The 25,888-nt window shown below is 70.3% G+C and carries 23 protein-coding genes, 1 tRNA gene and 1 pseudogene; 8 read left to right on the top strand and 17 right to left on the bottom strand.

Annotated elements, in window-relative coordinates:
* The first annotated feature begins 15 nt into the window (after positions 1-15).
* Complete coding sequence (metX, locus tag FXO19_RS01250) at positions 16-1,131, top strand: homoserine O-acetyltransferase MetX (RefSeq protein WP_149193237.1); 1,116 nt, start codon at positions 16-18, stop codon at positions 1,129-1,131.
* 196 nt (positions 1,132-1,327) lie between these two features.
* Here the strand turns inward: metX and rlmB are convergent, their stop codons facing one another.
* The gene (gene rlmB, locus FXO19_RS01245) at positions 1,328-2,077 is read right to left on the bottom strand and encodes a 23S rRNA (guanosine(2251)-2'-O)-methyltransferase RlmB (RefSeq protein ID WP_149193236.1); all 750 of its coding nucleotides are present in this window, start codon (positions 2,075-2,077) and stop codon (positions 1,328-1,330) included.
* A gap of 248 nt (positions 2,078-2,325) precedes the next feature.
* Positions 2,326-4,551: pseudogene (gene rnr / locus FXO19_RS01240) on the bottom strand (ribonuclease R); the annotation flags it as partial.
* A 356-nt stretch (positions 4,552-4,907) separates the two neighbouring features.
* Here rnr and FXO19_RS01235 point away from each other — a divergent pair.
* A tRNA-Leu gene (locus FXO19_RS01235) sits at positions 4,908-4,994 on the top strand.
* Positions 4,995-5,106: 112 nt separating this feature from the next.
* Here FXO19_RS01235 and FXO19_RS01230 read toward each other — a convergent pair.
* Both FXO19_RS01230 and FXO19_RS01225 read right to left on the bottom strand, forming a co-directional pair.
* Complete coding sequence (locus tag FXO19_RS01230) at positions 5,107-5,724, bottom strand: DUF4142 domain-containing protein (RefSeq protein WP_187775577.1); 618 nt, start codon at positions 5,722-5,724, stop codon at positions 5,107-5,109.
* Between the two features lie 386 nt (positions 5,725-6,110).
* Entirely contained in the window at positions 6,111-6,320 is a 210-nt protein-coding gene (locus FXO19_RS01225; protein ID WP_149193233.1) for a hypothetical protein, read from the bottom strand.
* 133 nt (positions 6,321-6,453) lie between these two features.
* Here FXO19_RS01225 and FXO19_RS01220 point away from each other — a divergent pair, with 133 nt between their 5' ends.
* The 3 genes from FXO19_RS01220 to FXO19_RS01210 all read left to right on the top strand — a co-directional run bounded on the left by FXO19_RS01220 (position 6,454) and on the right by FXO19_RS01210 (position 9,300).
* Positions 6,454-6,945, top strand: coding sequence for a type 2 periplasmic-binding domain-containing protein (locus FXO19_RS01220; protein WP_149193232.1), 492 nt, complete (start codon positions 6,454-6,456; stop codon positions 6,943-6,945).
* On the top strand, positions 6,942-7,922 hold the full coding sequence (locus FXO19_RS01215) for a cation efflux transmembrane domain-containing protein (RefSeq protein ID WP_149193231.1): 981 nt from the start codon (positions 6,942-6,944) through the stop codon (positions 7,920-7,922). Before FXO19_RS01220 ends, FXO19_RS01215 begins: the two co-directional genes overlap by 4 nt.
* A gap of 115 nt (positions 7,923-8,037) precedes the next feature.
* Positions 8,038-9,300, top strand: coding sequence for a cytochrome P450 (locus FXO19_RS01210; protein WP_223115400.1), 1,263 nt, complete (start codon positions 8,038-8,040; stop codon positions 9,298-9,300).
* A 40-nt stretch (positions 9,301-9,340) separates the two neighbouring features.
* Here the strand turns inward: FXO19_RS01210 and FXO19_RS01205 are convergent, their stop codons facing one another.
* The 11 genes from FXO19_RS01205 to FXO19_RS01155 are packed head-to-tail and all read right to left on the bottom strand — an operon-like array spanning position 9,341 to position 21,246.
* A complete protein-coding gene (locus FXO19_RS01205) occupies positions 9,341-10,144 on the bottom strand; it encodes a TIGR04290 family methyltransferase (protein WP_149193230.1) in 804 nt (267 codons plus the stop codon).
* Positions 10,145-10,162: 18 nt separating this feature from the next.
* Positions 10,163-10,444, bottom strand: coding sequence for a hypothetical protein (locus FXO19_RS01200; protein WP_149193229.1), 282 nt, complete (start codon positions 10,442-10,444; stop codon positions 10,163-10,165).
* Positions 10,441-11,592: a CgeB family protein gene (locus tag FXO19_RS01195; RefSeq protein WP_149193228.1), complete on the bottom strand. Its 1,152-nt coding sequence runs from the start codon at positions 11,590-11,592 to the stop codon at positions 10,441-10,443. The genes FXO19_RS01200 and FXO19_RS01195 overlap by 4 nt, the downstream gene beginning before the upstream one ends.
* 1 nt (position 11,593) lies before the next feature.
* A complete protein-coding gene (locus tag FXO19_RS01190; protein WP_149193227.1) occupies positions 11,594-12,679 on the bottom strand; it encodes a CgeB family protein in 1,086 nt (361 codons plus the stop codon).
* Entirely contained in the window at positions 12,672-13,823 is a 1,152-nt protein-coding gene (locus tag FXO19_RS01185; RefSeq protein WP_149193226.1) for a CgeB family protein, read from the bottom strand. Before FXO19_RS01185 ends, FXO19_RS01190 begins: the two co-directional genes overlap by 8 nt.
* The gene (locus FXO19_RS01180; RefSeq protein WP_255516211.1) at positions 13,820-14,917 is read right to left on the bottom strand and encodes a glycosyltransferase family 4 protein; all 1,098 of its coding nucleotides are present in this window, start codon (positions 14,915-14,917) and stop codon (positions 13,820-13,822) included. Before FXO19_RS01180 ends, FXO19_RS01185 begins: the two co-directional genes overlap by 4 nt.
* Before the next feature lie 19 nt (positions 14,918-14,936).
* Entirely contained in the window at positions 14,937-15,944 is a 1,008-nt protein-coding gene (locus tag FXO19_RS01175) for a Gfo/Idh/MocA family protein (protein ID WP_255516209.1), read from the bottom strand.
* The gene (locus FXO19_RS01170; protein WP_255516208.1) at positions 15,941-16,909 is read right to left on the bottom strand and encodes an MDR/zinc-dependent alcohol dehydrogenase-like family protein; all 969 of its coding nucleotides are present in this window, start codon (positions 16,907-16,909) and stop codon (positions 15,941-15,943) included. The genes FXO19_RS01175 and FXO19_RS01170 overlap by 4 nt, the downstream gene beginning before the upstream one ends.
* Positions 16,906-19,077 (bottom strand): NAD-dependent epimerase/dehydratase family protein, encoded by a 2,172-nt coding sequence (locus FXO19_RS01165; protein ID WP_149193224.1) that lies wholly within the window; start codon positions 19,075-19,077, stop codon positions 16,906-16,908. Before FXO19_RS01165 ends, FXO19_RS01170 begins: the two co-directional genes overlap by 4 nt.
* Positions 19,074-20,231, bottom strand: coding sequence for an NAD-dependent epimerase/dehydratase family protein (locus tag FXO19_RS01160; RefSeq protein WP_255516206.1), 1,158 nt, complete (start codon positions 20,229-20,231; stop codon positions 19,074-19,076). Before FXO19_RS01160 ends, FXO19_RS01165 begins: the two co-directional genes overlap by 4 nt.
* Positions 20,221-21,246, bottom strand: coding sequence for a UDP-glucuronic acid decarboxylase family protein (locus FXO19_RS01155; protein WP_149193223.1), 1,026 nt, complete (start codon positions 21,244-21,246; stop codon positions 20,221-20,223). The genes FXO19_RS01160 and FXO19_RS01155 overlap by 11 nt, the downstream gene beginning before the upstream one ends.
* A gap of 437 nt (positions 21,247-21,683) precedes the next feature.
* Here FXO19_RS01155 and FXO19_RS01150 point away from each other — a divergent pair, with 437 nt between their 5' ends.
* Positions 21,684-23,240 (top strand): UDP-glucose dehydrogenase family protein, encoded by a 1,557-nt coding sequence (locus FXO19_RS01150; RefSeq protein ID WP_149193222.1) that lies wholly within the window; start codon positions 21,684-21,686, stop codon positions 23,238-23,240.
* Between the two features lie 11 nt (positions 23,241-23,251).
* A complete protein-coding gene (locus FXO19_RS01145) occupies positions 23,252-23,848 on the top strand; it encodes an RES family NAD+ phosphorylase (RefSeq protein WP_149193221.1) in 597 nt (198 codons plus the stop codon).
* A gap of 13 nt (positions 23,849-23,861) precedes the next feature.
* Here the strand turns inward: FXO19_RS01145 and FXO19_RS01140 are convergent, their stop codons facing one another.
* Entirely contained in the window at positions 23,862-24,455 is a 594-nt protein-coding gene (locus FXO19_RS01140; RefSeq protein WP_149193220.1) for a DUF4142 domain-containing protein, read from the bottom strand.
* 223 nt (positions 24,456-24,678) lie between these two features.
* Here FXO19_RS01140 and FXO19_RS01135 point away from each other — a divergent pair, with 223 nt between their 5' ends.
* Positions 24,679-24,984, top strand: a complete 306-nt coding sequence (locus tag FXO19_RS01135; RefSeq protein ID WP_149193219.1) for a hypothetical protein — start codon at positions 24,679-24,681, stop codon at positions 24,982-24,984.
* 4 nt (positions 24,985-24,988) lie between these two features.
* Here the strand turns inward: FXO19_RS01135 and FXO19_RS01130 are convergent, their stop codons facing one another.
* On the bottom strand, positions 24,989-25,861 hold the full coding sequence (locus FXO19_RS01130) for an SDR family oxidoreductase (protein ID WP_149193218.1): 873 nt from the start codon (positions 25,859-25,861) through the stop codon (positions 24,989-24,991).
* Positions 25,862-25,888: the final 27 nt, after the last annotated feature.

The following is a 25,888-nucleotide window of genomic DNA, read 5'->3' as shown; positions in this document are numbered from 1 at the left end:
CGTTAAACTCCCCGCATGACTGAATTCATCCCGCCCGGCAGCCGCTTCCTCGATCTTCCCTCGCCACTGCCGGTCAAACGCGGCGGCCTGCTGCACGGCGCACGCATCGCCTACGAGACCTGGGGCAAGCTCGACGCCGCCGACGGCAACGCGATCCTGATCCTCACCGGCCTGTCGCCCGACGCGCACGCGGCCGCGCACGACGACGATCCCACCCCGGGGTGGTGGCAGGCGATGCTCGGCCCGGGCAAGCCGATCGATACCGATCGCTGGTACGTGATCTGCGTCAACTCGCTCGGCAGCTGCAAGGGCTCCACCGGACCGGCATCGCCGCATCCCGACGACGGCCAGCCGTGGCGGCTGCGCTTTCCGGACCTGTCGCTCGAGGACGTGGCCGACACCGCGGCGCTGGTGGTGCGCGCGCTCGGGATCGAGCGGCTGGCCTGCGTGATCGGCAACTCGATGGGCGGCATGAGCGCGCTGTCGCTGCTGCTGCGGCACCCGGGCCTGGCCCGCAGCCACATCAACATCTCCGGCGCCGCGCGCGCGTTGCCGTTCTCGATCGCGATTCGTTCGCTGCAGCGGGAGGCCATCCGCCTGGACCCGAACTGGAACGACGGCGACTACGACGACGCGACCTATCCCGAGAGCGGAATGCGCATGGCGCGCAAGCTCGGCGTGATCACCTACCGCTCGGCGTTAGAATGGGACGGCCGCTTCGGCCGCGTGCGGCTGGATTCGGACCGCCGCGACGACGAGGATCCGTTCGGGCTCGAGTTCGAGGTCGAGAGCTACCTCGAGGCGCACGCGCGACGCTTCGTGCGCCGCTTCGATCCCAACAGCTATCTTTACCTGAGTCGTTCGATGGACTGGTTCGACATCGGCGAGTCGGTCGGCGGCGACACCGATGCCGGGCTGGCGCGCATCGAGGTGGAAAAGGCGCTCGCGATCGGCGTCGAGACCGACATCCTGTTCCCGCTGCAGCAGCAGCGACAGATCGCCGAGGGGCTGCGTGCCGGCGGCGCCGATGCGCGCTTCCTGCCGCTGCCGTCGCCGCAGGGGCATGACGCCTTCCTGGTCGACATCGACCGCTTCGGTCCCGCCGTTGCGGGATTCCTGGCGGAAATCTGATCTCCACCACCGGCGATGCTGTCTCGGCGTAGGAGCGCGCCATGCGCGCGATGCCGCGGGTGTCGGCAGGATCCGGTGGATGCCGCGATTCCGGACCGGCAGGCGCGCTGGTCAGCGGAAGTTGCAGCCGGCGAAATGCCCGCGGCATCGCGCGCATAGCGCGCTCCTACGGTGATGCAGCGGTCGGTTTCGCCGATCAGCTGCCCTGCCGCTGCCGCACCGCCTCGAACAGCACCACGCCGGTGGCGACCGAGACGTTCAGGCTCTCGAAGCCGCCCGGCATCGGGATCGCGGCCAGCCCGTCGCAATGCTCCCGCGTCAGGCGGCGCAGGCCTTCGGCCTCGCCACCCAGCACCAGGGCGACATTGCCGCGCAAGTCCAGGCCGTACAGCGACGTGTCAGTATCGGCCGCCAGTCCATAGATCCACACGCCGAGCTTCTGCAGTTCGCGCAGCACCCGCGCCAGGTTGCTCGCGCGCACCACCGGCACGATATCGGCGGCGCCGGCCGAGGTCTTGCGCACCGTGGCGTTGACCTGCACGGCCTTGTCCTTGGGGATGACCACGGCGGTCACGCCGGCCGCCGCCGCGCTGCGCAGGCAGGCGCCGAAGTTGTGCGGATCCTGCACGCCGTCGAGCACCAGCACCAGCGCCCGGCCCGCCGCCGCCTCGACCAGCGCCGGCAGTTCGCGTTCGTCCCATGTCTTCACCGCGGCGTAGCGCGCGGCGGCGCCCTGGTGGCGCAGGCCGCCGGCGACGCCGTCGAGCGCCTGCTGGCCCACGCGGCGCACGTCGATGTCCTTGCGCCGGGCCTCGACCTCGATCGCGGACAGCCGCGGATTCTTGCCCCCGGCTTCCAGCAACACCTCGCGCACGTGTTCGGCATCGTGCTCGATCGCGGCGGAAACGGCGTTGATGCCGGCGATCCAGTGGCTTTGCTTGGTCATAAGAGCGAGGAACGAGTGAAGAGGAGTGAGAAACGAGTGGGGGCGGACCCGGCTTGACCCTGGGCTGGGCTTCGGGTGGGGTCGCTATTGTAAGAGCGAGAAACGAGTGAAGAGGAGTGAGAAACGAGTGAGAGCGAGTTCACTCCACTCGTTCCTCATTCCTCGGACGAGCAATGAGGAGCGGGCAACGAGTGACGAGCCGTCCTGGCTCTCTCTCGTTTCTCACTCCTCGTTTCTCGTTCCTCGCTTCAATATTTCTGCTTGCCGCGCTTCGCCGGTTTTCCGCGCGGCGGCGGCGCCGTCGGCACGGGCTCGCCCGCCTCGACCAGGCCGAAGTCGATCTTGCGCTCCTCCAGGCTGGCCTTGAGCACCCGCACCCGCGCACGGTCGCCGAGGCGGTACTCGCGGCCGCGGCGCTGGCCGGTCAGGGTCTTGCGGATCGGGTCGAAGTGATAGAAATCGTGCGGCAGCTGGGTGACATGGATCAGGCCGTTGACCTTGGACTGGTCGAGCTCCACGAACAGCCCGAAGCTGGTCACGCCGCTGACCACGCCGTCGAACTCGCCGCCGACGTGCTGCTCCATCCAGGCGGCCCGGTAGCGCTCGTCCACTTCGCGCTCGGCCTCGTCGGCGCGGCGTCCGCGCTCGGAGCACTGCAGCGACAGCGCCGCCATGTCGCGGGGGGAATAGCGGAACGCCTGCGGCGGCTTGCCCAGAAGCGCGTGCTTGATCGCGCGGTGCACCAGCAGGTCCGGATAGCGCCGGATCGGCGAGGTGAAATGCGCGTACGCCTCCAGCGCCAGGCCGAAGTGGCCGATGTTCTCGGGCGCGTACACCGCCAGGCTCTGGCTGCGCAGCAACACCGACTCGATCAGCGGCCCGTCCGGCCGCTCGCGCACCTTGGCCAGCAGGCTGGTGAAATCCTTCGGCCGCACCCGGCCCCAGGGCGGCATGCGCAGCTGGAATTCCTTGAGGAACTCCAGCAGGTCGGCGTACTTGGACTCGGGCGGCTTGTCGTGCACGCGATAGGGCGCCGGCACTTCCGTCTCGAGCAGGAACTTCGCCGCCTCGACATTGGCCGCGATCATGCATTCCTCGATCAGCTTGTGCGCATCGTTGCGCAGCAGCATGCCGGCCTGTACCACCTCGCCGCGGTTGTCGAGGACGAACTGCACCTCCGAGGTCTCGAACTCGATCGCCCCGCGCCTGGCGCGCGCCTTCGCCAGCGCCTGGTAGAGCTGGTGCAGCTGCCGCAGCTGCGGCATCAACGCGCCGACCTGTGCCTGGGCCTCGGCGTCGTCCTCGCCGATCGCCTTCCACACCTGGGTGTAGGTCAGGCGCGCGTGCGAATGCATCACCGCCTCGTAGAACTTCGACGAGCGCACGGTGCCGTCGCGGGCGACCTGCATGTCGCAGACGAAGCACAGCCGGTCGACCGCGGGCCGCAGCGAGCAGATGCCGTTGGACAGCGTTTCCGGCAGCATCGGCACCACGAAACCGGGGAAGTAGACGCTGGTCGCACGCAGCTGGGCCTCGTCGTCGAGCGGACTCTCCGGGCGCACGTAGTAGGAAACGTCGGCGATCGCCACGATCAGGCGGAAGCCGTCGCGGTCCGGTTCGCACCAGACCGCGTCGTCGAAGTCCTTGGCGTCCTCGCCGTCGATGGTCACCAGCGGCAGCTGGCGCAGGTCGACGCGCCCGCCCGCGGACTTCATGTCGACCGTCAGCGGCACCGAGGCGGCCTCGTCCAGCACCGCCTGCGGGAACTCGTGCGGCAGCTCGTGCCCGTGGATCGCCGCCTCGACCACCAGCGACGGCGTCAGCGCGTCGCCCAGCACCGCCAGCACGCGGCCAATCGGCGGGCGCCGCACGTCGGCGGCCTGCACGATCTCGCAGACCACCAGCTGCCCGTGCTGCGCGTCGAGCCGCGATTCGGACGGGACCTGCACGTTGCGCTGGATGCGGCGATCGTCGGGCACCACGAAGCTGATGCCGGACTCGACCGTGAAGCGGCCGATCAGGCGATTGAGGCGGCGCTCGAGCACCTCGACGATCACGCCCTCGCGGCGGCCGCGGCGGTCGACGCCGGACACGGCGGCCATCACCCGGTCGCCGTGCATCGCCTTGCGCATCTCGTTGGGCGGCAGGAACAGGTCGTCGCCGGCGCCGGTGTCGGGCCGCAGGAAGCCGAAGCCGTCGGGATTGGCGATCACGGTGCCGGGGATCAGGTCCAGCTGCGCGGCCGGCGCGTAGCCGCCGCGGCGGTTCTGCAGCAGCTGGCCGTCGCGCACCATGGCGCCCAGGCGCTTGCCGAGCGCGTCGAAACGCTCGGGCGCGGTCAGGTCCAGGCGCTGCGCCAGTTCCTCCGCGGTCTGCGGACCGTCGGCATCGGCGAGCAGCTGCAGGATCGCCTCGCGGCTGGCGATGGGATTGGCGTAGCGGCCGGCCTCGCGCTCGGCCTGGGGATCGGTGAACCCACCGCCACGACGGCTTCCGCTCCGGGGGCCGCGCTCGCCCTGCGGGGGCTTGGACCTGGTCTTCGGCTTCGTGCTGCGATCCGCGCCGCGCTCACCCGAACCCGCCGTCTCGGGCATCCACCCCGGCAGCTTCTTCGCCGCCTTCGGCTTGCCGGCCGCGCGCTTGGAGGTCGGCGATCCGTTCGCCGTGGAGGTCTTCTTGCCGCGGCCACTGCCGCGCTTGCTGGGAACTTTTGCCATCGCCGGAATGGTACACGTGCTGCGTTCAGCCGGGCGTGATCCCGGGGACATTCGACGGCGCGGGAAGCATTGACAAGCTTCGCCCTGCACCGCAACATACGCGCCCTTGACCCGCCCAGGTGGCGGAATTGGTAGACGCACTAGCTTCAGGTGCTAGCGGGGGCAACTCCGTGGAGGTTCGAGTCCTCTCCTGGGCACCATGGGTCGAGAACAAAGAAAACCCCCGAGCAATCGGGGGTTTTGCTTTTTGAGAAGTCCCCGGGAATGCGCCGCCATCGGCCGACGCAGGAAGGCGGCACCAGGGTCCCCGGGTCACTGCCCGTCCTGCAGCGCGCGCGCCGCCTCGAGATGGGCCGCGACATGCTTGCGGGTCTCCTCCAGATGCGCCCTCGCCGCCGGATCCGACGCCGATGGGATCAGCTTGTCGTCCAGCATCGACAGCGCCTCGGAGTGATCCTTCACCATGGCCTCGACGTAGGCGTCGGCATACGCGTCCGCGGACAGGCCGTCGAGCCGCTCGCGCTCCTTGCGGCCCTTCTCCTCCTGCTTCCGCACCGCATCGGTCTGCTCGACGCGTCCCAGCGCTTCCAGCTTCCGCTGGTTCTCTGAATGTTCCCGGTCCATGCGCTCGGCATACGCCAGTACCTCACCTTCCACGCCCTTCTGCTGCGCCTGTCGAGCGGCCTGGATCTCGTGCCTGTTGATGGCGCCGACCAGGCCCAATGCCTCGCGATCGCCCTCGCCCATGGCAGTCTCGCCGGCGGTGCCCGGGGCGGGCGTGCCCGCAGGGCTGCTGCCGGTGACGGGTTCGTCGCCGCCCATGGCGTCGACCTGCTCGGCGGGATCACCCACCCGATCGGCCTCGGCCGGGTCCTGGGTACAGGCGGCCATGGCAAACAGCGCGGAGAATGCAATGACGATGTGTTTCATGGTGTGCTCCTGTCGTGACATGCGGAAGGCGGCCGGACATGGACGGCTCACCGAAGCTGACGCGAATGCGCGCACGTCGCCGGCGATGCCCAGAAACTAAGCCGAATCCCGCGATCAACCCGTGATCGGCATTTCTTGCGGGACGCGCAATTGCTGCCGCGCCTCCCCCGATCCGCGCGCGTCCCCGCTTCGGGCATGGCGGATGCGATCGGCGAACGGTCGTCTTCTGGCGCACCGTCGGCGATCGCGCCGACGAACGGTCGAGCCCGGCGGATCCCCTGCGCCGCCGCGAAAAATTTGCGCGCCCCAAGCCGCTTGCCGGCAGCGCCGGCGCTTCTCCGGGCGAAAAGCGCGGCAGGAAGGCCGCGACGACGGGCCGGCCGGCGTCAGCGTTCCGGCGGCGACGCCTCCTCTCCTTCGATCTCCGGGTCCGGAACTTCCACGTCCGGCGCCTGGATCGGCTCCCGGCGCTGTACCCGCGTATCCGGCTGCGCACCGACCTGATCGTCTTCCGGCGGATCCTGGTCCGCGCAACCGCCGAACAGCGCGATCGCGGCGACCAACGCGACCGTGTAACGCATGGACGCTCCGTTCATCACATGTCTCCTGCATCGTGTCCGGAGATGCTCGCAGCACCGGCGTGAACGGCGGGCGGCGGGAACGCGGTCTGCGGCGCGCTTCCGGGAACCGCTGACGCGCCATTGACGTTCGTGCGGGCATAAAGGCCCAGTGAGCAAGCTGCTGCCGCTGGTCCTGCCGCTGGTGCTCGGCGTCGCCGCCTGCGGCGGCTATCCGCGCGACGCCAACGACAGCACGCGGCGCGCGAAAGAACACGCGATGCGCGTCGGCGTGAGCCATGACCCGCCCTTCGTGGTCGCGCCCGCCGGCGGCAGGGAGCCGACGGGAAGCGAAATCGCGATGCTCCGCGATCTTGCGCGCACGCGCGATGTCGACATCGAGTGGGTGGTCTCCGGCCATGACGCGCTGATGCGCGATCTGAGGGCGCTCCGGCTGCATGCCGTGGTCGGCGGCCACGTCCGCGGCTCCGCGTGGGAGCCGGAGGTCGGCTGGTCGCGCGAATACCGCCTGCGTTCCGCTGGCGATGGCACGCCGGTGGCGCGGCGGCTGGCGCTGCCTCCCGGTGAGAACGCGTGGCAGCTGACGGTCGATCGCTACCTGTTCTCGAACAGGGCCGCCCCCGGTGCCGGGCAGCGCCGATGACCGCCGAGCGCTTCGTCGAGCTGCGCGACAGGCGCGCGCTTCCGGACGAACAGCAACACGCCCTGGACCACGCCCGGCGGCTCTGCTGGTGGTCGCTGTTCTGGATGGCGCTCGTCTCCGCGGCGATCTTCGCGGTCATGGGCGGTTCGCAGGCGATGAAGACCGCCTTCGTCGAGAACCTGATGAGCCTGGTGGCGCCGACGGCATTCCTGATCGCGTCGCGGTTTCAGGCCAAACCGATCGATCACGAGTACGTCAACGGACGGGCGCGCGCGTTCGACATCAATTTCCTGATTTCCGGCGCAACGCTGACCGGGGTCGGCCTGCTGTTGGTGTGGAACGGGCTGCACGCGCTGCTGACCGCCACCCATCCGCTGGTCGGCACGATGCGCATCGGCGACACCGTGGTCTGGCAGGGCTGGCCGATGATGGGCGTACTGGCGCTGTCAGCCATTCCGCCGGTGATTCTCGGCCGGCGCAAGGAACAGCTGGCGCATGCGCTCTCGCTCAAGCCGCTGCACGCCGACGCCGACACCAACAAGGCGGACTGGATGACGTCGCTGGCCGGAATCGCCGGCGTGGCCGGCATCGGCGCGGGCTGGTGGTGGGCGGATGCCGCCGCCGCACTGTTCATTTCCGGCGCCGTGCTGCGCGACGGCGCCGGCGACTTGCGCAACGCGGTGCGCGACATGCACGACGCGCGGCCGCAGCAGACCGATCGCAGCGACCAGGATCCGCTGGTCGGGCAAGTGCGGGACGCGGTCTGCGCCATCGACTGGGTCGACGACTGCCGGGTCCGCTTTCACGAGGAGGGATTTCGGCTGAGCGGCACCCTGTTCGTGCGGTCTCGCGATGGTGCCGTGACGGCGCGACAGTTGCGCCGTGCGCACGACGTCGCGCGCGCGGTGCACTGGCGGATCGACGAGGTCGTCGTGACCCTGCAGGGCGAAGAGGAGGAAAGCGGCGGCAAGCAGTGATGCCTCGCGATCGGCCGGATGCGCTGGTGCGGCAGCGCCGCCGCGGACCTTTCCGTTTCGCTCACGCGTCGCGGCCTACATTCGATCGACGCCCCGGTAGACACGAGGAGCCGTCTTGGCCGAGATTCCACGCGACCACTCGCCCGAAAGTACGTTGGCGCTGCTATCCGACCCCTATCGCTTCATCGGCCGGCGCGCGCGGCGCCTGCGTTCGGACGTGTTCTCCACGCGGTTGATGGCGCGGCGCACGATCTGCATGACCGGCCGCGAGGCGGCCGCCCTGTTCTACGACACGTCGTTGATGAAGCGCGAGGGCGCGATGCCGCTGCGGATCAGGAAGACCCTGCTCGGCGAAGGCGGCGTGCAGGGCATGGACGGAGCCGCGCATCGGGCTCGCAAGGCGATGCTGCTGGCGGTCGCGACCGGCGACGCAACGGACGGCCTGCTGCGGATCGCGGCACGGCAGTGGCGGATCCACGTCCGCGACTGGCAGGCGCAAGGGGAGATCCGATTCTACGCGGGCATGTGTTCGCTGCTGGCGCGGACGGCCTGCGAATGGGTCGGTATTCCGGCGGACGAGTTCGAGGCGTCGCGGCGCACCCGCCAGATCGTCGCCCTGTTCGACGGCGCAGGCGCGGTCGGGCCGCGCCACTGGAAGGCGCGCATCTCGCGCCGGGAAACCGAGCACTGGCTGTCCAGCCTCGTCCGTCGCGTGCGTGCGGGATCGCTCGCTTGCGATGCCGCCGCGCCGCTCGCGGTCGTCGCGCGGCATGTCGACGCCGACGGCACGACGCTCGACGAGCGCACCGCTGCCGTCGAGCTGCTGAACCTGATCCGCCCGGTGACCGCCGTCGCCGTCTACGCGGTCTTCGTGGCACACGCGCTGCATGCCCATCCGCGGGAAATGGAGAAGCTACGCACGGCCGATCCGGCCGCGCTGGACCGTTTCGTGCAGGAGGTCCGGCGCTTCTATCCGTTCTTTCCCGCGGTCGCCGCGCGCACCTGCCTCGCGTTCTCCTGGCAGGGGCTGGATTTTCCGGCGGACGTGCGCGTCATGTTCGACCTGTACGGAACCAATCACGATCCCCGCATCTGGCGGACGCCCTGGCGCTTCGCGCCCTCGCGATTCGAGATGCCATTCGACGTCCGCTTCGATCTCGTGCCGCAAGGCGGCGGCGAACACGCCGATGGCCATCGCTGTCCCGGGGAGTGGATCACGCTGGCGCTGATGAAGCAGACCGCGCAGATCCTCGCCGATGGCATCTCCTGCACCGTGCCGGAACGGGCGGCGCCAATCGCTTTCGACCGGCTGCCGGCCCTGCCGCGCGGCGGCCTGGTGCTGCGTGACGTGCGCGCGCGGGCCGGATGGCTTTCTTGAGCGGCGGCGGGCGGGACGCAGCGGTGGGCCGGGGCCCGCCCTATTGTGCCGGAGCGAGCGTGCCGGTGGCGGCGCGCAATTCATCCTCGACGCTCGGCGCCTGGCCGGCCGCGGCCGGCGTGCAGAGATAGGTCTCGTCGATGATGCGCGCGCCGACCTCGAACCCGGCACTGCGCAGCATCGCCTGGACACAGGCATGGTTCGGCACCCACCAGTTGGTCGGGTCACCGGCGACGCGGTGCTCGACGAAGGCCATGCTGGGCCAGTCGCGCTCGCACATCGTCGCCCGCGCATCCAGCGGCAGGTCGGCGGGCGTGACCATCGTCGTCTCACCCGGCAGGGTCATCGTCTGCAGCACCAGCTGGCGCCGGGTGAGATGGCGCACGATGTCGAGCGCCAGCAGCGGATGTCGCAGATGATAGAACACGCCCATCAGCCACACCAGGTCGTACGTCTGCGGCTGGCGCGCCAGGTCGTACACGCTCATCTGCCGGAACTCCACGCGATCGGCGAGATCGAACCGGCCCGCCGCCCAGCGCGCCTGGCGCAGGTAGTGCTCGTCGACGTCGATGGCGGTCACCCGGGCGCCGCGCCTGGCCAGCTCGAAACTGTAGAAGCCGGCGTTGCAGCCGATGTCGAGCACCGTCCATCCGGAAAGATCGCGATCGATGTGCGGCGCGATCTGCGCCCACTTGAAGGCGGGAAAATCGCCGAGCGCATGCGCCGGCGCGGTTTCCACGCCATTACCGAGATGGAGGTTGTGGAACCAGGGTGCGAGCGCCTGTACCTGCGTCTGCAAGTCAGCGTCCACCGACGAGGTGCGCGTTTCCAGTGCATCGGTCATGGGTTTCATGAAACGGCCTCAATCTGCATCCCGCTCGACGAACTTGAAGAACCGGCTGCGCGAGCCGTCGCGCGTGCGCTCCTGGAAGGCGAGCTCCTCGTCCTCGAACTTCTCGAAGAAGTCCTCCCAGCTGATTTTCTCCAGCGCGGGATCGTCGCGGAAGGCGATCCGCAGCACCCCCGCATCCTCGTCCGGCGCGGATGTTTCGGCGACCGTCGACGGCCACCCCTCGCGAGACTCCACCCAGCGGCGGATCTCGTCGTGGTCGGTGGTTCGCTTCGTCTCGTGTTGCGCCGTCATGAAACTTCCTCCGGTTGCCGGACAGGCGGTTCCTGCCCTGGCCGGGTGCGTTCTGTTCTGCAGCGGTCGGTCCGGTTCTGGACCGCGCGATCGAAGTAGCGGGCCAGTGCGTAGGCGCGATGCGCGGCCGTGTGCTCCGACAGCACGCGGCTGCGGGCGCGCCGCCCCATCGCCACCCGCTCCTCGTGCGGCATCTCGCGCAGGCAGGCGAGCACCTGGGCCGGGGTGTCGGCGAGCAGGATCTCGCGCCCCGGCTCGAACAGCGTTTCGATGCCCGGCCAACGGTCCGACACGATTGGCGTCGCGCACGCCGCGGCCTCGAACAGGCGCACGCTCGGCGACCAGCCCGCTGCCACCATGTCGGCACGGGTGACGTTCAGGGTGAAGCGTTGGCGGTTGTAGAAGGCGCGGTGCTCGGCAGGGCCGAGGTGCTCGATGCGCTCGACGTTTTCGGGCCAGGCGATCGACTCCGGGTACTGCGGCCCGGCGACGGCGAAGCGCCCGCCGGGCCAGTCGTGCGCCGGGTCCAGCAGCAGCCGCTGCAGCACCGGCTGGCGGTCGTCGCTGTAGGTGCCCATGTAGCCGAGGTCGTACACCCGCTTGAGCGGTTCGTGGTAGTAGCGCCGCACGTCGGCCGAGCAGTAGAACGGCAGGGCCAGTGGCGCGCCGTAGCGCCCGGTCAGCGTCCGCAGCAGCGGCCCGCCCGAGAACGACAGGTAGAGGTCGTAGCCGGGGATCAGCCGCGGATGCAGATAGTCGCAACCGCCCTGCTCCAGCCTGGCGACGGTGACCGGCGTGTCGATGTCGTAGAAGGCCACCACCCCGCGCGCCGTCCGCTGCGCCCACTCGCCCACCGCGATGCCGTCGGGGACGTACGAGCCCACGACCACCAGGTCGGCCTGTTCGACCGCGGCGCGATGCGCGTCCTGCAGCGACTCCAGGCCGTCGTAGAGCGCCAGCGTGCCGGGCAGTTCGCCGGCCGCGTCCTGGTGCTGTGCGTACCAGGGGACGTCGCGCTCGAGGAACAGCACGCGGTGTCCTTCGGCCTCGAGCGCTTCGATGAGGGCGCGGTAGGTAGTGGCATGGCCGTTGCCCCACGACGAGCGCAACGACAGCCCGAGGAAGACGATGTCCAGCGGAATGGTCATGTCACGCAGCCTCCTGTGCGTCACCGGTCAGTGCCGCTTCCATCTGCAGTGCGCGATCGGCATAGGTATGCATGCTCATGGCGCGGCGGCGCGCGCGCGCGGCGATCAGCTTCGCCTCTTGCGGGCCGATCGAGCGCAGGAATCCGATCACGTCCTCCGCGTTGTGCGCCACCAGCACTTCCTGCTCCGGCTCGAAGAAGTGCTCGATCCCTTCCCAGGCATCGACGATCAGGCAGGCGCCGGCACCGATCGCCTCGAACACGCGCGTGGGCGGCGACCAGCCGAACCGCGCCATGCTGTCGCGGTTGATGTTGAGCACCATCCGCACGCTGCAGTTGAACGCGTTGTGGTCACGGGTCGAGACGTGGCCGATCCGCTGCACGTTCTGTGGCACGTCCTCCCAGCCGCTGCCGCCGAGCAGGAATCGCTGCTCGGGCGCGCCGCGCGCAGCCTCGAACAGGTACTGCTCCACCCGCGCCTCGCGGTCCGGGAGCCGGTTGCCGAGAAAGCCCAGGTCCACCTGGAAGCGCGCATCCGGCGGCGCCGGCCGGTGCTCCTCCGGATCCAGCGCGTTGTAGATCGGGATGCAGTCGCGGGCGCCGAGCGCGCGATACGCCTTGATCACCCGCGGCCCGCCGCCGTAGGTCAGCACCAGGTCGTAGCGCGGGACCAGCGCGCGGAACGGATCGTCCGCGTCGCCGTGCATCCGCTCCAGCGTCGCCGGCGCGTCGACGTCCAGGAACAGCACCGACGAGGACGCGGACCCGAGCCCGAGCACCTCCCGCTCCAGCAGGGCGTCGAACACGCCGACGCCGCTGGCCTTGACCACGATGTCGGCGCCCCGCGCCTGTTCCAGCGCCTGCGCCACGCCGGATTCGGTCGCGGGATAGACGACCACCTGCGCCCAGTCGGGCGCGTCGATGTCGCGGTGCTGCTGGCGCTCCAGCGCGTCGGGCTCGAAGAAGGTGATGCGGTGGCCGCGCCGGCTCAGCGCGCGCAGCAGGCCACGGTAGTAGGTGGCCGCGCCGTTCCAGTAGGAGGACAGCAGGCTCGACCCGAAGAACGCGATCCGCAGCGGACTAGGCATGGCTGAGGCTCCTTTTTACGGATTCGGTCACCGAGCGTTCCTGCGGCACCGGGGCGAGCGTCGCCAGGATCGCCAGCAGTTCGTCGACGCGATGTGTGCAGGTGTGGCGGGCGCGGATCGTCCGCAGGCCGTGGCCGGCCAGTTCCGCCGCATATTCGGGATGGGCGAGCAGCGCGCGCAGGTGTTGTCGCATCTGCGTGCCGTCGCGCGCCAACAGGTAGTCGCTTCCCGGCGAGAACAACCCTTCTTCGTCGCGCCAAGGCGCGCACACCAGCGGGATGCCGCAGGCCAGCGCCTCGAACACGCGTATGGTCGGCACCCCCGGCAGCGCCTCCACGTACGGCCCGCGCGGGACGTGCACGGTCGCGCGGAAGCGCGCGAAGGTCTCGGACACCCGGTGGTTCGGCAGCCAGCCGCAATAGGCCAGCCCCGCCCTGCGCAGCGCCTCTAGCGCCGGCGCCGGGTAGCGGACGCCGTAGATGCGCGCCGTCAGCGCCAGCTCGCGCACCGGTTGCAGCAGAAAGGTGTCGAGCTCGTGCGTGCGTTCCTCGTCGCCCCAGTTGCCGATCCAGACCAGGTCGCCCTCCGGCTCCCGGGCCGGGCGCGGGAAGAACACGCGCTGGTCGGCCGCCTCGTGCCAGGTCCAGGCGCGTTCGCACCAGCCATGCTCCAGATAGGTCTGGCGCACGGTCTCGCCGAAGGCCAGCACGCCGTCGTAGGCGGAAAGATCGTAGCGCGCCATCTCCTCCGGCGCGGTGCGCGAGCGGTGATGGGTGTCGTGGAACAGCAGGCGGCAGCCGCGCGGCGCCAGGCGTCCGATCCGCGCCACCAGCGCCGGCGGGTTCCACTCGTGGACGATGACGACGTCGGCGCCGTCGAGCGCGCGCTCCAGCCAGCGCTCCAGGTCCAGCGCCGCCGGGTCGTACAGCGTGCTGTGCAGCTGCGGGAACGCGCGCCGGAACTCCAGCAGAGGCGCGATCCCATGCTCGCGCAGCAGCTGCGTGCGGCTCCAGCCGTCACTCGGTTCGTAGACATCCACGGCATGTCCGCGCGCCTGCAGCTCGGCCACGATCCCGCGCAGGAAATGCGCGTTGCCGTGGTTCCAGTCCGAGACCAGCGAGTGGCAAAACAGGACGACCTTCATGCGTACACCTCCTTGATCGCACGCGCGCGGGGCCGCGCGCGTCCTTGCAGCAGTTCGGCATAGGCGGCGCAATAGCCGTCCGCCATCGCCTGCGGCGTGTAGCGCTGCGCGCGGCGGCGCGCGCGCGCGGCGTAGTCGCGGCGGACGGCCGGTTCCACGATCAGGCGCAGGATCTCCCGTGCCAGCGCCTCGTGGTCGTCCGGCGCCACGAATACCGCGGCATCGCCCCAGACCTCGCGCAACGTCGGGATGTCGCCCAGCACCAGCGCGCAGCCGGCCTGTGCCGCCTCGAGCGGCGACAACCCGAACGGTTCGTAGCGCGCCGGCAGCGCGTAGATCGAGGCCCGCGAGCACCAGCTGCGCAGCTTCGCCTCGGGCAGCTGCCCGAGCAGGCGCACGTTCGGCAGCAGCGCCTGTCCACCGTCCGGATGGCGTTCGCTTCCGGCGATGCAGACCGGCCACGGCAGGCGTGGCGCGATGTCGGCCAGGGTGCGGACGTTCTTGGCCTCGTCCCACAGGCGGCCGGCGGCGAACACCAGCGGCGTCTGGCGCACCTCGCCGACGCGCGTGCGACTGCGTCCGTTCGCGATCACCCGCGTCGCCGCGAGCGGCCCGTAGTGGCGTTGCAGGGCGCGCAGCATGCCGCGCGTCGGCGCCACCACCAGGTCCGCCGCCTGCAGACCGGCGCGTACGCGCCTGCGGTACCGCTGCCACTCCGGCGGCACCGGCGTGCCATGCACCGCCCGCCACCACGACAGGACGCATGAGTGCCCGACCATCAGCACCGGCGCCGTCCACGGCAGGTCACCGTGCGCGTAATCGTTCAGATGCACCACGTCCGGCCGGAACTCGTGCGCCAACGCCCGCAGCCAGTGGCCCGCGCGTTCGATGTCCGGCCACGGTGCCTTCATCCAGATCAGGCGATAGCCGCTGCATTCCAGCTGCAGGTGCTCGATCGACTCGGCGTCGCCGCGTTGCGCACGACTGGGCTCGGCGCCCATCGTCGCCAGCAACACCTGGTCGCCGCGCGCGGTCAGCTGCCGGCACAGCTCCAGCGCGTACTGCCACACGCCACCGACCGTATCGGTCGTCATCAGGATCCGGCGGCTGCGTTCAGCGGCCATAGATCGCGTCCACGGTGCGCGCCACGTCGAGCAGGTAGCCGGCCTCGCGGTCGTAGCGACGGTCGGCCGCCAGCCGCCGCGCCCAGTCGACCAGCGCACGGCCGCCCCAGGCATCCGGCGGCTGCGCCAGGCGCTGCCGCGCGGTGCCGTCGAAGTGGTCGACGGTGAAGTCGTAGAACGATCCGGCGACGTTGCGCACCGCGGCGCCGCCGCGCGTGCCGTAGAACGCGGCGCCGATCTCCGCGTCGCAGCCGGCGTGCAGGCACCAGGAACAGGTCAACCGCACGCAGGCGCCGCTGTCGAGCTCCCATTGCGCCGACGCGTAGTCCTCCACCGTGTCCAGCGGCGGACGCAGGCGCTCGCCGCCGGCGTAGAGCCGCACCGCCATCGCATGGGCGCCGCCGCCGCAGATCCAGTGCGCCAGGTCGACCAGGTGGATGCCGAGGTCCATCACGCAGCCGCCGCCGGACTGCTCGAAGCGGTAGAACCACGGCTTGTCCGGCCCGTAGGCGTTGTGGAACGTCAGGTCGATCGCATGCACCTCGCCAAGCGCGCCGCCGCGCACCAGTTCGCGCAGCCGCGCCACGCCAGCGAGATGGCGATAGCTGAAATCGGCGTCGACCAGCCGGTCGGCGGCGCGGGCCGCCGCCAGGACCCGCGCGGTCTCCTCGGCGGTCCGCGCCAGCGGCTTCTGGCAGAACACCGCCAATCCACGCTCCAGCGCGGCCACGGCCTGGGCCGCGTGCGCACCGCTCGGCGTGGCGATGACCACGCCATCGAGATCGCCGCGGTCGAACAGCGCCTCGGCGTCCACTACGCCCGCACCGTCGATGTCCGCGGCGGCGGCGGCGGCCGCGTCGCGATTGATGTCGGCCACCGCCGCCACGGTCGCCACGCCGGACTCGGCCAGCACCTGCATCCGCTGTCGGCCGATCCAGCCGACGCCGAGAAAGCCCAGACGCGGGCGTTCCGCCACGGGCTGCAACTGCGCGTTCACGGCGCCACCGTCGCTTTCAGGAAACCCGTCGGCCGGTTGCGCATCGCCTCGAACGCGCGGCCCAGCCGGTCCAGCGGCACCTGGTCGGTCATCAGCCGGAAGGGATCGAGGCGGCCGTCGGCCGCCGCCGCCACGCCTTCGCGCAGGCCGCGCGCGATCACCGCCGGATCGCGCTCATGGGCATTGGCAACGTCGATGCCACGCCAGTTCCACTGCTGCATGTCGACCTGCCGCGGGCCGTCCTGGTGATAGCCGGCGATCACCAGGCGCCCGCCTTCGGCGACGATGTCGCTGGCCAGGTCGAGCGTCGCCTGCTCGCCGGCGGCCTCGATCACCCGCGCACAGCCGGCGCCACCGGTCAGTTCGCCGATGCGCCCGGCGGCCGCCTGGCGGTCGTCGGTGGCGATGGTCTCGACCGCGCCGCAGTCGCGCGCCACCTCGCGCGCGTAGGAGCGGCGCGACAGTGCCAGCACCCGGGCGCCAGCGCCGGCGGCGAGCTGGATCAGCAGCGCGCCGATGAAGCCGACGCCGACCACCGCCAGCCATTGCCCGGGCTCGACCTGCGAGCGGCGGAAGATGTTCATCGCGCAGGCGAGCGGTTCGCCCGGCACCGGACGTCCGTCCAGCGCCGCGGGCAGGCGCGCCAAGGCGCCGGCGTCGGCGAGGTCGTATTCGGCATAGGCGTGGCCGGACAGCAGCGCGACACGATCGCCGACCCGCCAGCCGTCGACCCGGTCGCCGACCGCATCGACTTCGCCCCACCCTTCATGGCCGGGCGCGCCCGGCGCGAACGGATAGTCGAACCACGGCCGGCCGGCCCAGACCGGCAGGTTGGACGCGCAGACGCCGCAGCCTTCCAGGCGCACGCGCACCTGCCCCGGGGCGGGCGCCGGAAGCGGCTGCCGCGCGAGCTCGATGCGCCCGGGGCCGCTGAAGACGGCGGCATGCATGCTCGCCACGCTCATGCCGCGTGCGTCCTTGCGCGCGTCGCGGCGGGCCCGTCCGCGACGCCTTCCTCGCACAGCCAGTCGTGCAGCCTGGTCAGGCCCTCGCCGACGTTCACTGTGGGCGACCAGTCGGCGGCGGCGGCAAAGGCGCGGGTATCGGACACGTAGTAGCGCTGGTCGCCGATGCGCCCGGGCGCGTGCGAGACCTCGGGCCGCTCGCCGGTCAGCTCGCCGATCCTGTCCAGCAGCTCCAGCAGGCTCACGGCATTGGCCGGCCCGCCGCCCATGTTGTAGGCGTGCCCCGACAGCTTCGGCATGAACCCCTGGCAGCGCAGCAGCGCGTCCACCAGGTCCTCGACGAACAGGACGTCCCGCACCTGCAGGCCGTCGCCGTACACGATGATCGGCTGCCGCTGCAGCGCCCGGATCAGGAAATGCGCGACCCAGCCCTGGTCCTCGTTGCCGAACTGGTGCGGCCCGTAGATGCAGCTCATGCGCAGGACCGCGGCGCTCAGGCCGTAGCTGCGCGCATAGTCGAGCACGTACTGCTCGGCACCGCCCTTCGAACAGCCGTAGGGGCTGTGGAAGTCGAGCGGCCGGGTCTCGTCGACGCCGTACTCGCGCAGCCGCGCGTCACGCGGCCGCTGCCGCGCGCCGACGGGTTCGAGCGCGATGTCCTCGAGCGCGCCGTAGACCTTGTTGGTCGAGGTGAACACCAGCGGCGGCGGACGCGCGGCGGTACGAATCGCCTCGAGCACGTTGAAGGTGCCGCCCAGGTTGATGTCGAAATCGGTGCGCGGGTCGTCCAGGCTCGAAGTGACCGCCACCTGCGCGGCGAAGTGGTACACCTGCGCCGCCTGCGCGACCGCCTCGCGCACCAGGTGGCGATCGCGCACGTCGGCGACCTCCGCCTGCAGGCGATCGCCGTAGCGCTCGCGCAACCAGCACAGGTTGCGCTCCACGCCCGCGCGCGACAGGTTGTCGAACACCAGCACCCGGCGGCCCTCCTCGAGCAACCGCGCGGCGAGATTGGTGCCGACGAACCCCGCGCCACCGAAGATCAGCACCGGCCTTCTGTCGCCGGCGCCTTCAACCGGCGCCAATCGCGGGCGCCGCGGCAGTGGCGTGACCGCGGCGGCATCGCTCGCGGCATCGTCGCCGCGCGAGCGCGATGCCGTCGCGGCGCCCCGCTCCAGCGCCGCGGGTGCGGCCGTGCGCGGCGCCCGCGACAGGCCCACACCGGTGTCGCTGTGCAACCGCACCAGCGCGTCGATCGCATCGAAGCCGCCGGCCTCCCAGATCCGGAAGGCGAGCTTGGCACGCCCGTGCTCGTCACGCAGCCCGAAATGATAGTGACGCTCGTCCTCGTGGAATCCGTCCTGGTGGCTGCGGCTGTCGTGCAGGTCGTAGGCGCCGTACCAGTAGATCCGCTCCACCGGCGCCTCCAGCGTCGCGCGCAACTGGCGCAGCTGCTCGATCTCGTCGTGTCGCCAGGTCGAGTAGCCGACCTCGGTCAGCCAGATCTCCGACGAGGCGCCGTTCGTCTGCAGCACGCGCCGGATCTCGCGCACCACGTCACTCCAGCCGCGCCCGTGGAATTCCCAGGTGCCCGGGAAACCATGGATGCCGACCGCGTCGATGTGGCGCAGCACGCCGCGCTGCGCCATCATCGCCAGCCAGTTCGGATCGGTCGGGCACATGCCGCCCAGCAGCGTCTTCTTGCCGAGCTTGCGCGCCCAGTGCGCGGCCTGGCCGATCATCGAGGAAAAGATCTGCCAGTCGTGGTCCAGGTGCCAGTCCCAGTCGTTGAGGTTGTTCGGCTCGTTCCAGAGCTCGACCCACTCGAAATGCCTGCCGAAGCGGCCGATCATCTGGTCCAGGAAGTCGGCGAAGGCGCGGCTGTCGCGTGGCGGCGAGGCCGTGCGCGGCTCGATCCCGAGCGACGGCGGCGTGTAGCTGAAGCACGGCAACAGCTCGCACTCGGCCGCCAGCCGCGGCAGCAGCCAGCGATACCACTCGGCGCCGTCCGGCGCATGCCAGTCCGCCCACGAGAACTGTGTGCGCAGGCGGCGCACGCCGAGCATGCGCATGTCCTCGAGCAGCTGGTCGACGCGGTCGACGTCGCCGATGCGCAGCCATTCGATCAGGCCGATGTCGGCCAGGCGGCGGTGGCTTTCGGCGCTCACAGCTGCAGACCCCGCCGCGCCAGCTCGGCGCCGGCGTCCTCGACGCGATCGAATGCGCGCTGGCCCTGCATCCACTCGACCAGCTCCTCGAGGCCTTCGCCCAGGCTTGTCCGCGGGCGATAGCCCAGCACCCGTTCGGCATGGGAGATATCCGCGAAACAATGGCGGATGTCGCCGACCCGGAACTTGCCGGTGATCTCCGCCGGCAGGTCGTCGACCCCCAGGGCCGCCGCCATCTCCTCCGCAAGACCGGCGATCGTGCGCGATTCGCCGCTGCCGACATTGAACACGCCGCCGTCGGCCTGCGGTGTCTCCAGCGCCAGCCGGCAGGCGCGCGCCACGTCGCGCACGTGCACGAAATCACGCCGCTGCCGGCCGTCCTCGTAGATGAGCGGCGGGCGCCGGTTGAGGAAGCGCGAGGCGAAGATCGCCAGCACGCCGGTGTAGGGATTGGACAGCGCCTGCCGCGGCCCGTAGATGTTGAAGAACCGCAGCGCCACGGCCGACATGCCATAGGCCCGGCCGACCATCAGGCACAGGCGCTCTTGGTCGAGTTTCGACAGCGCGTAGACCGATGAGGGTTCGGCCGGTTTGGTCTCCGGCGTGGCCACCGGCGACAGTACACCGTCGTCCGCCTTCACTTCCCACTCGCCGCGCTTGAGCTGTTCGTAGGAACGCTCGCCGGCGCTGACCACCTCGCCGGCCGGCGTGCGGTACAGGCCTTCGCCGTACACGCTCATGCTCGAGGCCACCACCAGCCTGCGCACCGGCGCGTCCGCCAGCGCCTCGAGCAGCACCGCGGTGCCGCGGTTGTTGACGTCGGTGTAGCGCTCGATCTCGTACATGCTTTGTCCGACCCCGACCGCGGCGGCGAAATGGAACACCGCGTCGACGCCGCGCAGGGCATTGCGTACCGCAGAGGCATCACGGATGTCGCCGCGCACGAGCTCCACGTCCGGCGCGAGATAGGCCGGGCGCGAGGCCGATTCGCCATGCACCTGCGTGGACAGGTTGTCGAGCACGCGGACGCGGTAGCCGCGCGCGAGTAGTTCGTCGGCCAGGTGCGAACCGACGAATCCCGCGCCGCCGGTGATCAGTGCGACTCCACCGGTGATGGCCTCGCCGGCGACCGTCTTCATGCGATCAGGCGACATGACGCGCCTCCCGCCATGTCGTCCCGGTCCGCCTGGCGGCACGACCGGCATGCAGGCGCCGGAACCAGTCGACGGTGCGCGCCAGCCCCTCGTCCAGCGGCACCTGTGGCGACCAGGCGAGCAGGCGCTTGGCAAGCGTGATGTCGGGACACCTGCGGGTGGGATCGTCCTCGGGCATCGGCCGGTGCACGATGCCGCCGCGGGCGCCGGTCAGTTCGCGGATGCGCTCGGCCAGTTCCAGCATCGTCACCTCGCCGGGGTTGCCGAGGTTGACCGGGCCGGTGACCTCGGGCGGGGTCCGCATCAGGCGCACCAGGCCCTCCACCAGATCGTCGACGTAACAGAAGGAGCGCGTCTGTATGCCGTCGCCGTTGACCGTCATCGGCTCGCCCGCCAGTGCCTGGACGATCAGCGTCGACACCACCCGGCCGTCGTCGGCACGCATCTGCGGGCCGTAGGTGTTGAAGATGCGGGCGACCTTGATCTCGGTGCCATAGAGGCGGTGACAATCGAAGAACAGGGTCTCGGCGCAGCGCTTGCCCTCGTCGTAGCAGGCACGTGGCCCGGTCGCGCTGACCGCGCCGCGGTAGCTTTCGCTCTGCGGATGCACCTCGGGCTCACCGTAGACTTCGCTGGTGGACGCCTGCAGCACCCGTGCGCCGCACTCACGCGCCAGCCGCAGCACGTTGGCGGCGCCGTCGACGCAGGTGCGCAGGGTCTTCAGCGGGTCGGCCTGGTAATGGATCGGCGACGCGCAGCAGGCGAGATTGAAGATGGCATCGGCCCGGATATGCAGCGGTTGGGTGATGTCGTGCTCGATGAAATCGAAACGCTCGTGCGTCATCAACGACGCCAGGTTGCGCGGATCGCCGGTGGAAAGGTCGTCGATCGCCACCACCGAGCAACCATCGGCCACCAGGCGCCTGCACAGGTGCGAGCCGAGGAAACCAGCACCACCGGTGACGATGGCGCGGCCCGCCGGTCGTGTTCTCCGTTCTCCGTTTGCGCCATCCATATCCTGTCCTCTCGTGTGGACTGTGGGCGTCGCGGCGCGACTACACGCCGGACACGAGGGAATGCCCGCAAATCGCGTGCCAGCGACCGCGCGGGTACCGAGTCGACGGCTGGACCGCATGCCTGCGCCGATCTGCACGCAACGGCGCCGACGTGCCCGCGCCAGGCGGAGCAGGATCAGCAGCTGCAACTTCTTCGTCTACCGAATAAATTGCTTGTCGCCTGCCGAACGGCGGTGCCGGCTGCGGACGACGTGACGCCGCTCGCAGCACCGGCGCTGCGCCAGGGACCTCGCGGCGGATGCGAATCCGCTGGATTTCACCCGGTCTTGATCTGCTGGTACACGGCTTGCTTCCGCTGTCGGCGAGGCTTCCGGTCGGCCTATTCCGTCGCCCAGGGACATTCGATCAAGAAGCAACCCAACCAGGAGAAAGCATCGTGCGCGTGAGCATTTTCGGAACCGGATACGTCGGCCTGGTCACGGGCACCTGCCTGGCCGAAGTGGGACACGACGTCGTCTGCCTCGACGTCGACCACGACAAGATCATGCAGCTCCGCCAGGGCCGCATCCCGCTCCACGAACCCGGCCTGCCGGCGCTGATCGCGACCAATGTCGAGGCGGGCCGTCTCGACTTCACCACCGACAGCGCGCGCGCCATCGACCACGCCGACGTGATCCTGATCGCGGTCGGCACGCCGCCCGCCAGCGACGGCAATGCGGACCTGCGCCACGTGATGGCATGCGCGTCCTCGATCGGGCGCCATTTGACGCGACCGGTGACGGTGGCAATCAAGTCGACGGTCCCGGTCGGCACCGCCGACCGCGTACGCGAACGGATCGCGGCCGAACTCCGGCGGCGCGACTTGACGTTGCCGGTCCACGTCGCGTCCAATCCCGAGTTCCTCAAGGAAGGCGCCGCCGTGGAGGATTGCATGCGTCCCGACCGAATCGTCGTGGGCACCGAAAGCGAGACCGCGCGGGCCGCGCTGCGCACGCTCTACGCGCCGTTCAACCGCAACCGCGACCGCATGGTGGCCATGGACACGCGCTCGGCGGAACTGACCAAGTACGCGGCCAACGCCATGCTCGCGACCAAGATCAGTTTCATGAACGAAATCGCCGCGATCGCCGAGGACGTCGGCGCCGACATCGAGTACGTGCGCCGCGGCATCGGCCCAGATCCGCGCATCGGCTGGCATTTCATCTATGCCGGCGCCGGCTACGGCGGCTCGTGCTTCCCGAAGGACGTCAAGGCGCTTCTGCATACCGCCGAACGTTGCGGGCGTCCGGCGCGGCTGATCCGCGAGGTGGAGACCGTCAACGAGCGGCAGAAGGGGCGCCTGTTCGAACTGATCGCTGCGCACTACGGCGGCGAAGCGCGCCTGCGCGGGAAGACGTTCGCGGTCTGGGGGCTGGCGTTCAAGCCCGACACCGACGACATGCGCGAGGCCACCAGCATCCGCCTGCTGGAACAGCTCGCCGGCGCCGGCGCCGCGGTGCGCGCGTTCGACCCGAAGGCGATGCCGCAGGCCCGGCGCGCGTTCGACCCGAAGGCGATGCCGCAGGCCCGGCGCGTGTTCGACGATCGCTCCACCCTGACGTTCTGCGAGTCGGCGACCGATGCACTCATCGGCGCCGACGCACTGGTGCTGGTCACCGAGTGGAAGGAGTTCCTCAGTCCGGACTTCCTGTTGCTCAGGAGTACCCTGCACGACGCAGTGTTGTTCGATGGCCGCAACCTGTACGACCCACACGAGGTCGAGGACGCGGGGCTGGCCTACTACGGCATCGGTCGCGGCCGCAGCCGAAAGGGAATGCTCGCCGCGCCGGCGCGCGCCGCGGCGTCCCCACGGCTGCCGCGACTGCCCGCCTCGCCGGCGGCCGGTGAGCGGCCGGCCTTCACAAGCGACACCGCCCCCGCGGGTGCCGCGTCCGCACACGCGGAGCGGGTACGCGCACGCGGGCGGATCAGCGCCATCCAGAAACCGCGGTAGTGGAGGACAACATGCCGGGCTCGAACGCACCCGACGAGGACGATCTCGACGAAGCACTCGAGGAGTCGTTTCCCGCCAGCGATCCGCCGGCGCTGACCGCGTCGTCGATCGCGACGACGACTACCGCCGGGGCACGCGCCGAAGGCGCGCAGATCGCGATCTACCGGGTGGTCGCGCTCGACGAGCGCGACGCGCCGTTCGACCTCCGGGGCCCGGGCTCGGCCGGCCGCTGGACGTCGGCCGGTACCCGCGTGGTGTATGCCGCCGCGTCCCCGGCGGGCGCACTGCTGGAGTTCCTGGCCCACCTCCCCGATGACGCCACGCCCGACCGGGTATTCCTGGCATCGGCCGAGGTCGAGGGCGGCCTGGTCCGGACGCTGACCGACCTGCCGTCGGGTTGGGACGCTTATCCCTACCGGCCGGAAGTGCAGCGTGTCGGCGACGCCTGGGCCGCGAAATGCGGCAGCCTGATGCTGCGGGTGCCGAGTGCGCTATGTCGCAACGAGTTCAACTATCTGCTCAACGCCGATCACGCCGATGCCGCGCACGTCCGCAATGCGGCGTGCGCGGAGATCGCGCTGGACGCGAGGCTGTGTCCGGGGCGGTAGCGGCCGGATCCGGTCACCGCTCCCGGCGCGGATCGGCCTGTGCTTCGGTTCCCCTTCCGCGTGCCTGCACCGCCAGCAGTGTCTCCGTCTCCGCGGCATGGCGCCGCAGCGTCGGCAGTGTCTGCTTGGCAAACTCGCGCACCTTCGCGTCCTGCACCGACGCGGCGGCCTCCGTGTAGAGTGCGATCGCGCGGGCGTGGCTTTCCTGCATCTGCCGCAGGTAGGCCTGGTCGAAGGCGTCGCCCTGCAGCTGCGTCAGGCCGTCGAGGCGGTCGCGCTGGGGCCGCGGCAGCCGGAACGACGGATCCGTCCGGATCAGCGCCATCAGCCGCTCGTTGCTCTGGCGGTGGTCGCGCACCATCTCCTCGCCCAGGCGCCTGACCGCCTCCGACGCGGCCTGTTCCGTCGCCAGTTTGCCCGCCGCCACCTCGGTTTGCCCGCGCTCGAGGGCCGCCCGCAGGAACCTGCGGTCGCTTGCGGCCAGGGACGCACTCGCGGGGTCGCTGGCGGCTGGTTCATCCTGCAGATGGGGACGCGCATCGCTGGCCGGCACCGCCGCCAGCGCGGTCGTGAAGATCATGAGAAACAAACAACGCGCGGCAAGCATCGGTCGCCCTCCTGGAGTGGTGTCATGCCCCTGAGCCCGTGCATGTTTCGTGCCGACCTCTGCGGGGCGCGCACAGGCCGCGCTTCACGAAGGGCCCCTCTCCGGACCTTCCTTTCACGCCGCCTTGCCTAGGCTCAGGCGTGCCGCGGATATCGGCGTTGGGAGCGCACGCCCTCCGCCGAGCAGGCGGCCACTCCGTCCTCCGACAGTCCGACAACCCGCCGTGACCGACCGATCCATCGATTTCGACCCCCTGCAGGCGGCCTCGCCCGAACGCGAACGCGGCGCGCGCAGGTGGCTGCATGATGTGCGTAATGCCGCAAACAGTGCACGCCTGGCGATCCATGCCGCCGAAATGCTGTTGCGGCGTGGCGAGCACGACCGGGCCCTGGACAACCTGGCCCGGGCGCGCGATGCCTGCGATCGCCTGGCGCGCATGACGGCACAGCCCGCTCTCGGCAATGGCAAGGATCCACCCGCACTCCTGGCGGGCGATGGCAGGACGGGCGACCTGCGTAAACCGCCTTAGCGCCCTATTCGAGCAAACCGCGAATCCGCCCGCGTGCGCTGGGGACGTGCAGTGCCCCCAGTCGCTCGAGCACCCGCTCGCGCGGCTGTCGGCGCAGCGCGCCGGCGCTACGGTCCGGCAGCTTGCGGAACCAGCGCGATACCGCCACGTCGAGCCGGGAGTGCACGCCGATCTTGATGTTGCGCCCACCGTGCACGGCCGCGTGCAGGATCGCATCGGCCACCCGGACCGGGTCGAGCGCCGTCCTCCGCCTTTGCGGAAGTCCCGGCAGGTAGTTGCGGGCATTGTCGAGGAGGGGGGTGTTGACCACGGTCGGCTGGATCAGGACGACGCTGATCGGCGCGCGTTCGAGTTGCTCCAGCTCCTCTCGCAACGCATCGGTGAATCCCTTCACCGCGTGCTTGGAACTGGTATACATGCCCTGCAGTGCGAGCGCCCCCTCGGCGACGTTGCCGCCGAGATTGATCAGCGCCCCGCCCTGCATCCGCAGGTACGGCAACGCCGCCAAGGCTCCGTTGACCACGCCCCAGAAGTTCGTTTCGAACAATCGCAGGCTGTCGGCCCGGGTCACGTCCTCCAATCGGCCGTAGATCGAGACGCCGGCATTGTTGATCCAGGTGTCGATCCTGCCGAATCGGCGCACGGCGTGTTCGGCGGCAGAGCGCATCTGCGGATGGTCTGCGACATCGGCGGCGATCACCTGCATCTGGCCGCCCGCGCCTTCGATCTCCTCGGCCAGTCGCGCCAACACACCGCGGCTTCTGGCGATCGCCACCACCCGGGCGCCGCGCCCGGCGGCACGCAGGGCCGTGCACAGGCCGATGCCGCTGCTGGCGCCGGTGATGACGATGACCTGGTCTTCGATGGGTCTGTGCATATTGCCGTCCCCAGGCGCCGGCGGTGC

The organism is Luteimonas suaedae (assembly GCF_008312895.1).
Classification (GTDB): Bacteria; Pseudomonadota; Gammaproteobacteria; order Xanthomonadales; family Xanthomonadaceae; genus Luteimonas; species Luteimonas suaedae.
The sequence above is the reverse complement of the archived record's forward strand: the minus strand, read 5'-3'. Positions and strand labels throughout refer to the sequence as shown.

Excerpts from the sequence above, each read along its gene's own strand:
- metX (WP_149193237.1), top strand. The coding sequence starts at position 16 with ATGACTGAATTCATCCCGCCCGGCAGCCGCTTCCTCGATCTTCCCTCG.
- rlmB (WP_149193236.1), bottom strand. The coding sequence starts at position 2,077 with ATGACCAAGCAAAGCCACTGGATCGCCGGCATCAACGCCGTTTCCGCC.
- FXO19_RS01230 (WP_187775577.1), bottom strand. The coding sequence starts at position 5,724 with ATGAAACACATCGTCATTGCATTCTCCGCGCTGTTTGCCATGGCCGCC.
- FXO19_RS01225 (WP_149193233.1), bottom strand. The coding sequence starts at position 6,320 with ATGAACGGAGCGTCCATGCGTTACACGGTCGCGTTGGTCGCCGCGATC.
- FXO19_RS01215 (WP_149193231.1), top strand. The coding sequence starts at position 6,942 with ATGACCGCCGAGCGCTTCGTCGAGCTGCGCGACAGGCGCGCGCTTCCG.
- FXO19_RS01205 (WP_149193230.1), bottom strand. The coding sequence starts at position 10,144 with ATGACCGATGCACTGGAAACGCGCACCTCGTCGGTGGACGCTGACTTG.
- FXO19_RS01200 (WP_149193229.1), bottom strand. The coding sequence starts at position 10,444 with ATGACGGCGCAACACGAGACGAAGCGAACCACCGACCACGACGAGATC.
- FXO19_RS01195 (WP_149193228.1), bottom strand. The coding sequence starts at position 11,592 with ATGACCATTCCGCTGGACATCGTCTTCCTCGGGCTGTCGTTGCGCTCG.
- FXO19_RS01190 (WP_149193227.1), bottom strand. The coding sequence starts at position 12,679 with ATGCCTAGTCCGCTGCGGATCGCGTTCTTCGGGTCGAGCCTGCTGTCC.
- FXO19_RS01185 (WP_149193226.1), bottom strand. The coding sequence starts at position 13,823 with ATGAAGGTCGTCCTGTTTTGCCACTCGCTGGTCTCGGACTGGAACCAC.
- FXO19_RS01180 (WP_255516211.1), bottom strand. The coding sequence starts at position 14,917 with ATGACGACCGATACGGTCGGTGGCGTGTGGCAGTACGCGCTGGAGCTG.
- FXO19_RS01170 (WP_255516208.1), bottom strand. The coding sequence starts at position 16,909 with ATGAGCGTGGCGAGCATGCATGCCGCCGTCTTCAGCGGCCCCGGGCGC.
- FXO19_RS01160 (WP_255516206.1), bottom strand. The coding sequence starts at position 20,231 with ATGTCGCCTGATCGCATGAAGACGGTCGCCGGCGAGGCCATCACCGGT.
- FXO19_RS01155 (WP_149193223.1), bottom strand. The coding sequence starts at position 21,246 with ATGGATGGCGCAAACGGAGAACGGAGAACACGACCGGCGGGCCGCGCC.
- FXO19_RS01145 (WP_149193221.1), top strand. The coding sequence starts at position 23,252 with ATGCCGGGCTCGAACGCACCCGACGAGGACGATCTCGACGAAGCACTC.
- FXO19_RS01140 (WP_149193220.1), bottom strand. The coding sequence starts at position 24,455 with ATGCTTGCCGCGCGTTGTTTGTTTCTCATGATCTTCACGACCGCGCTG.
- FXO19_RS01130 (WP_149193218.1), bottom strand. The coding sequence starts at position 25,861 with ATGCACAGACCCATCGAAGACCAGGTCATCGTCATCACCGGCGCCAGC.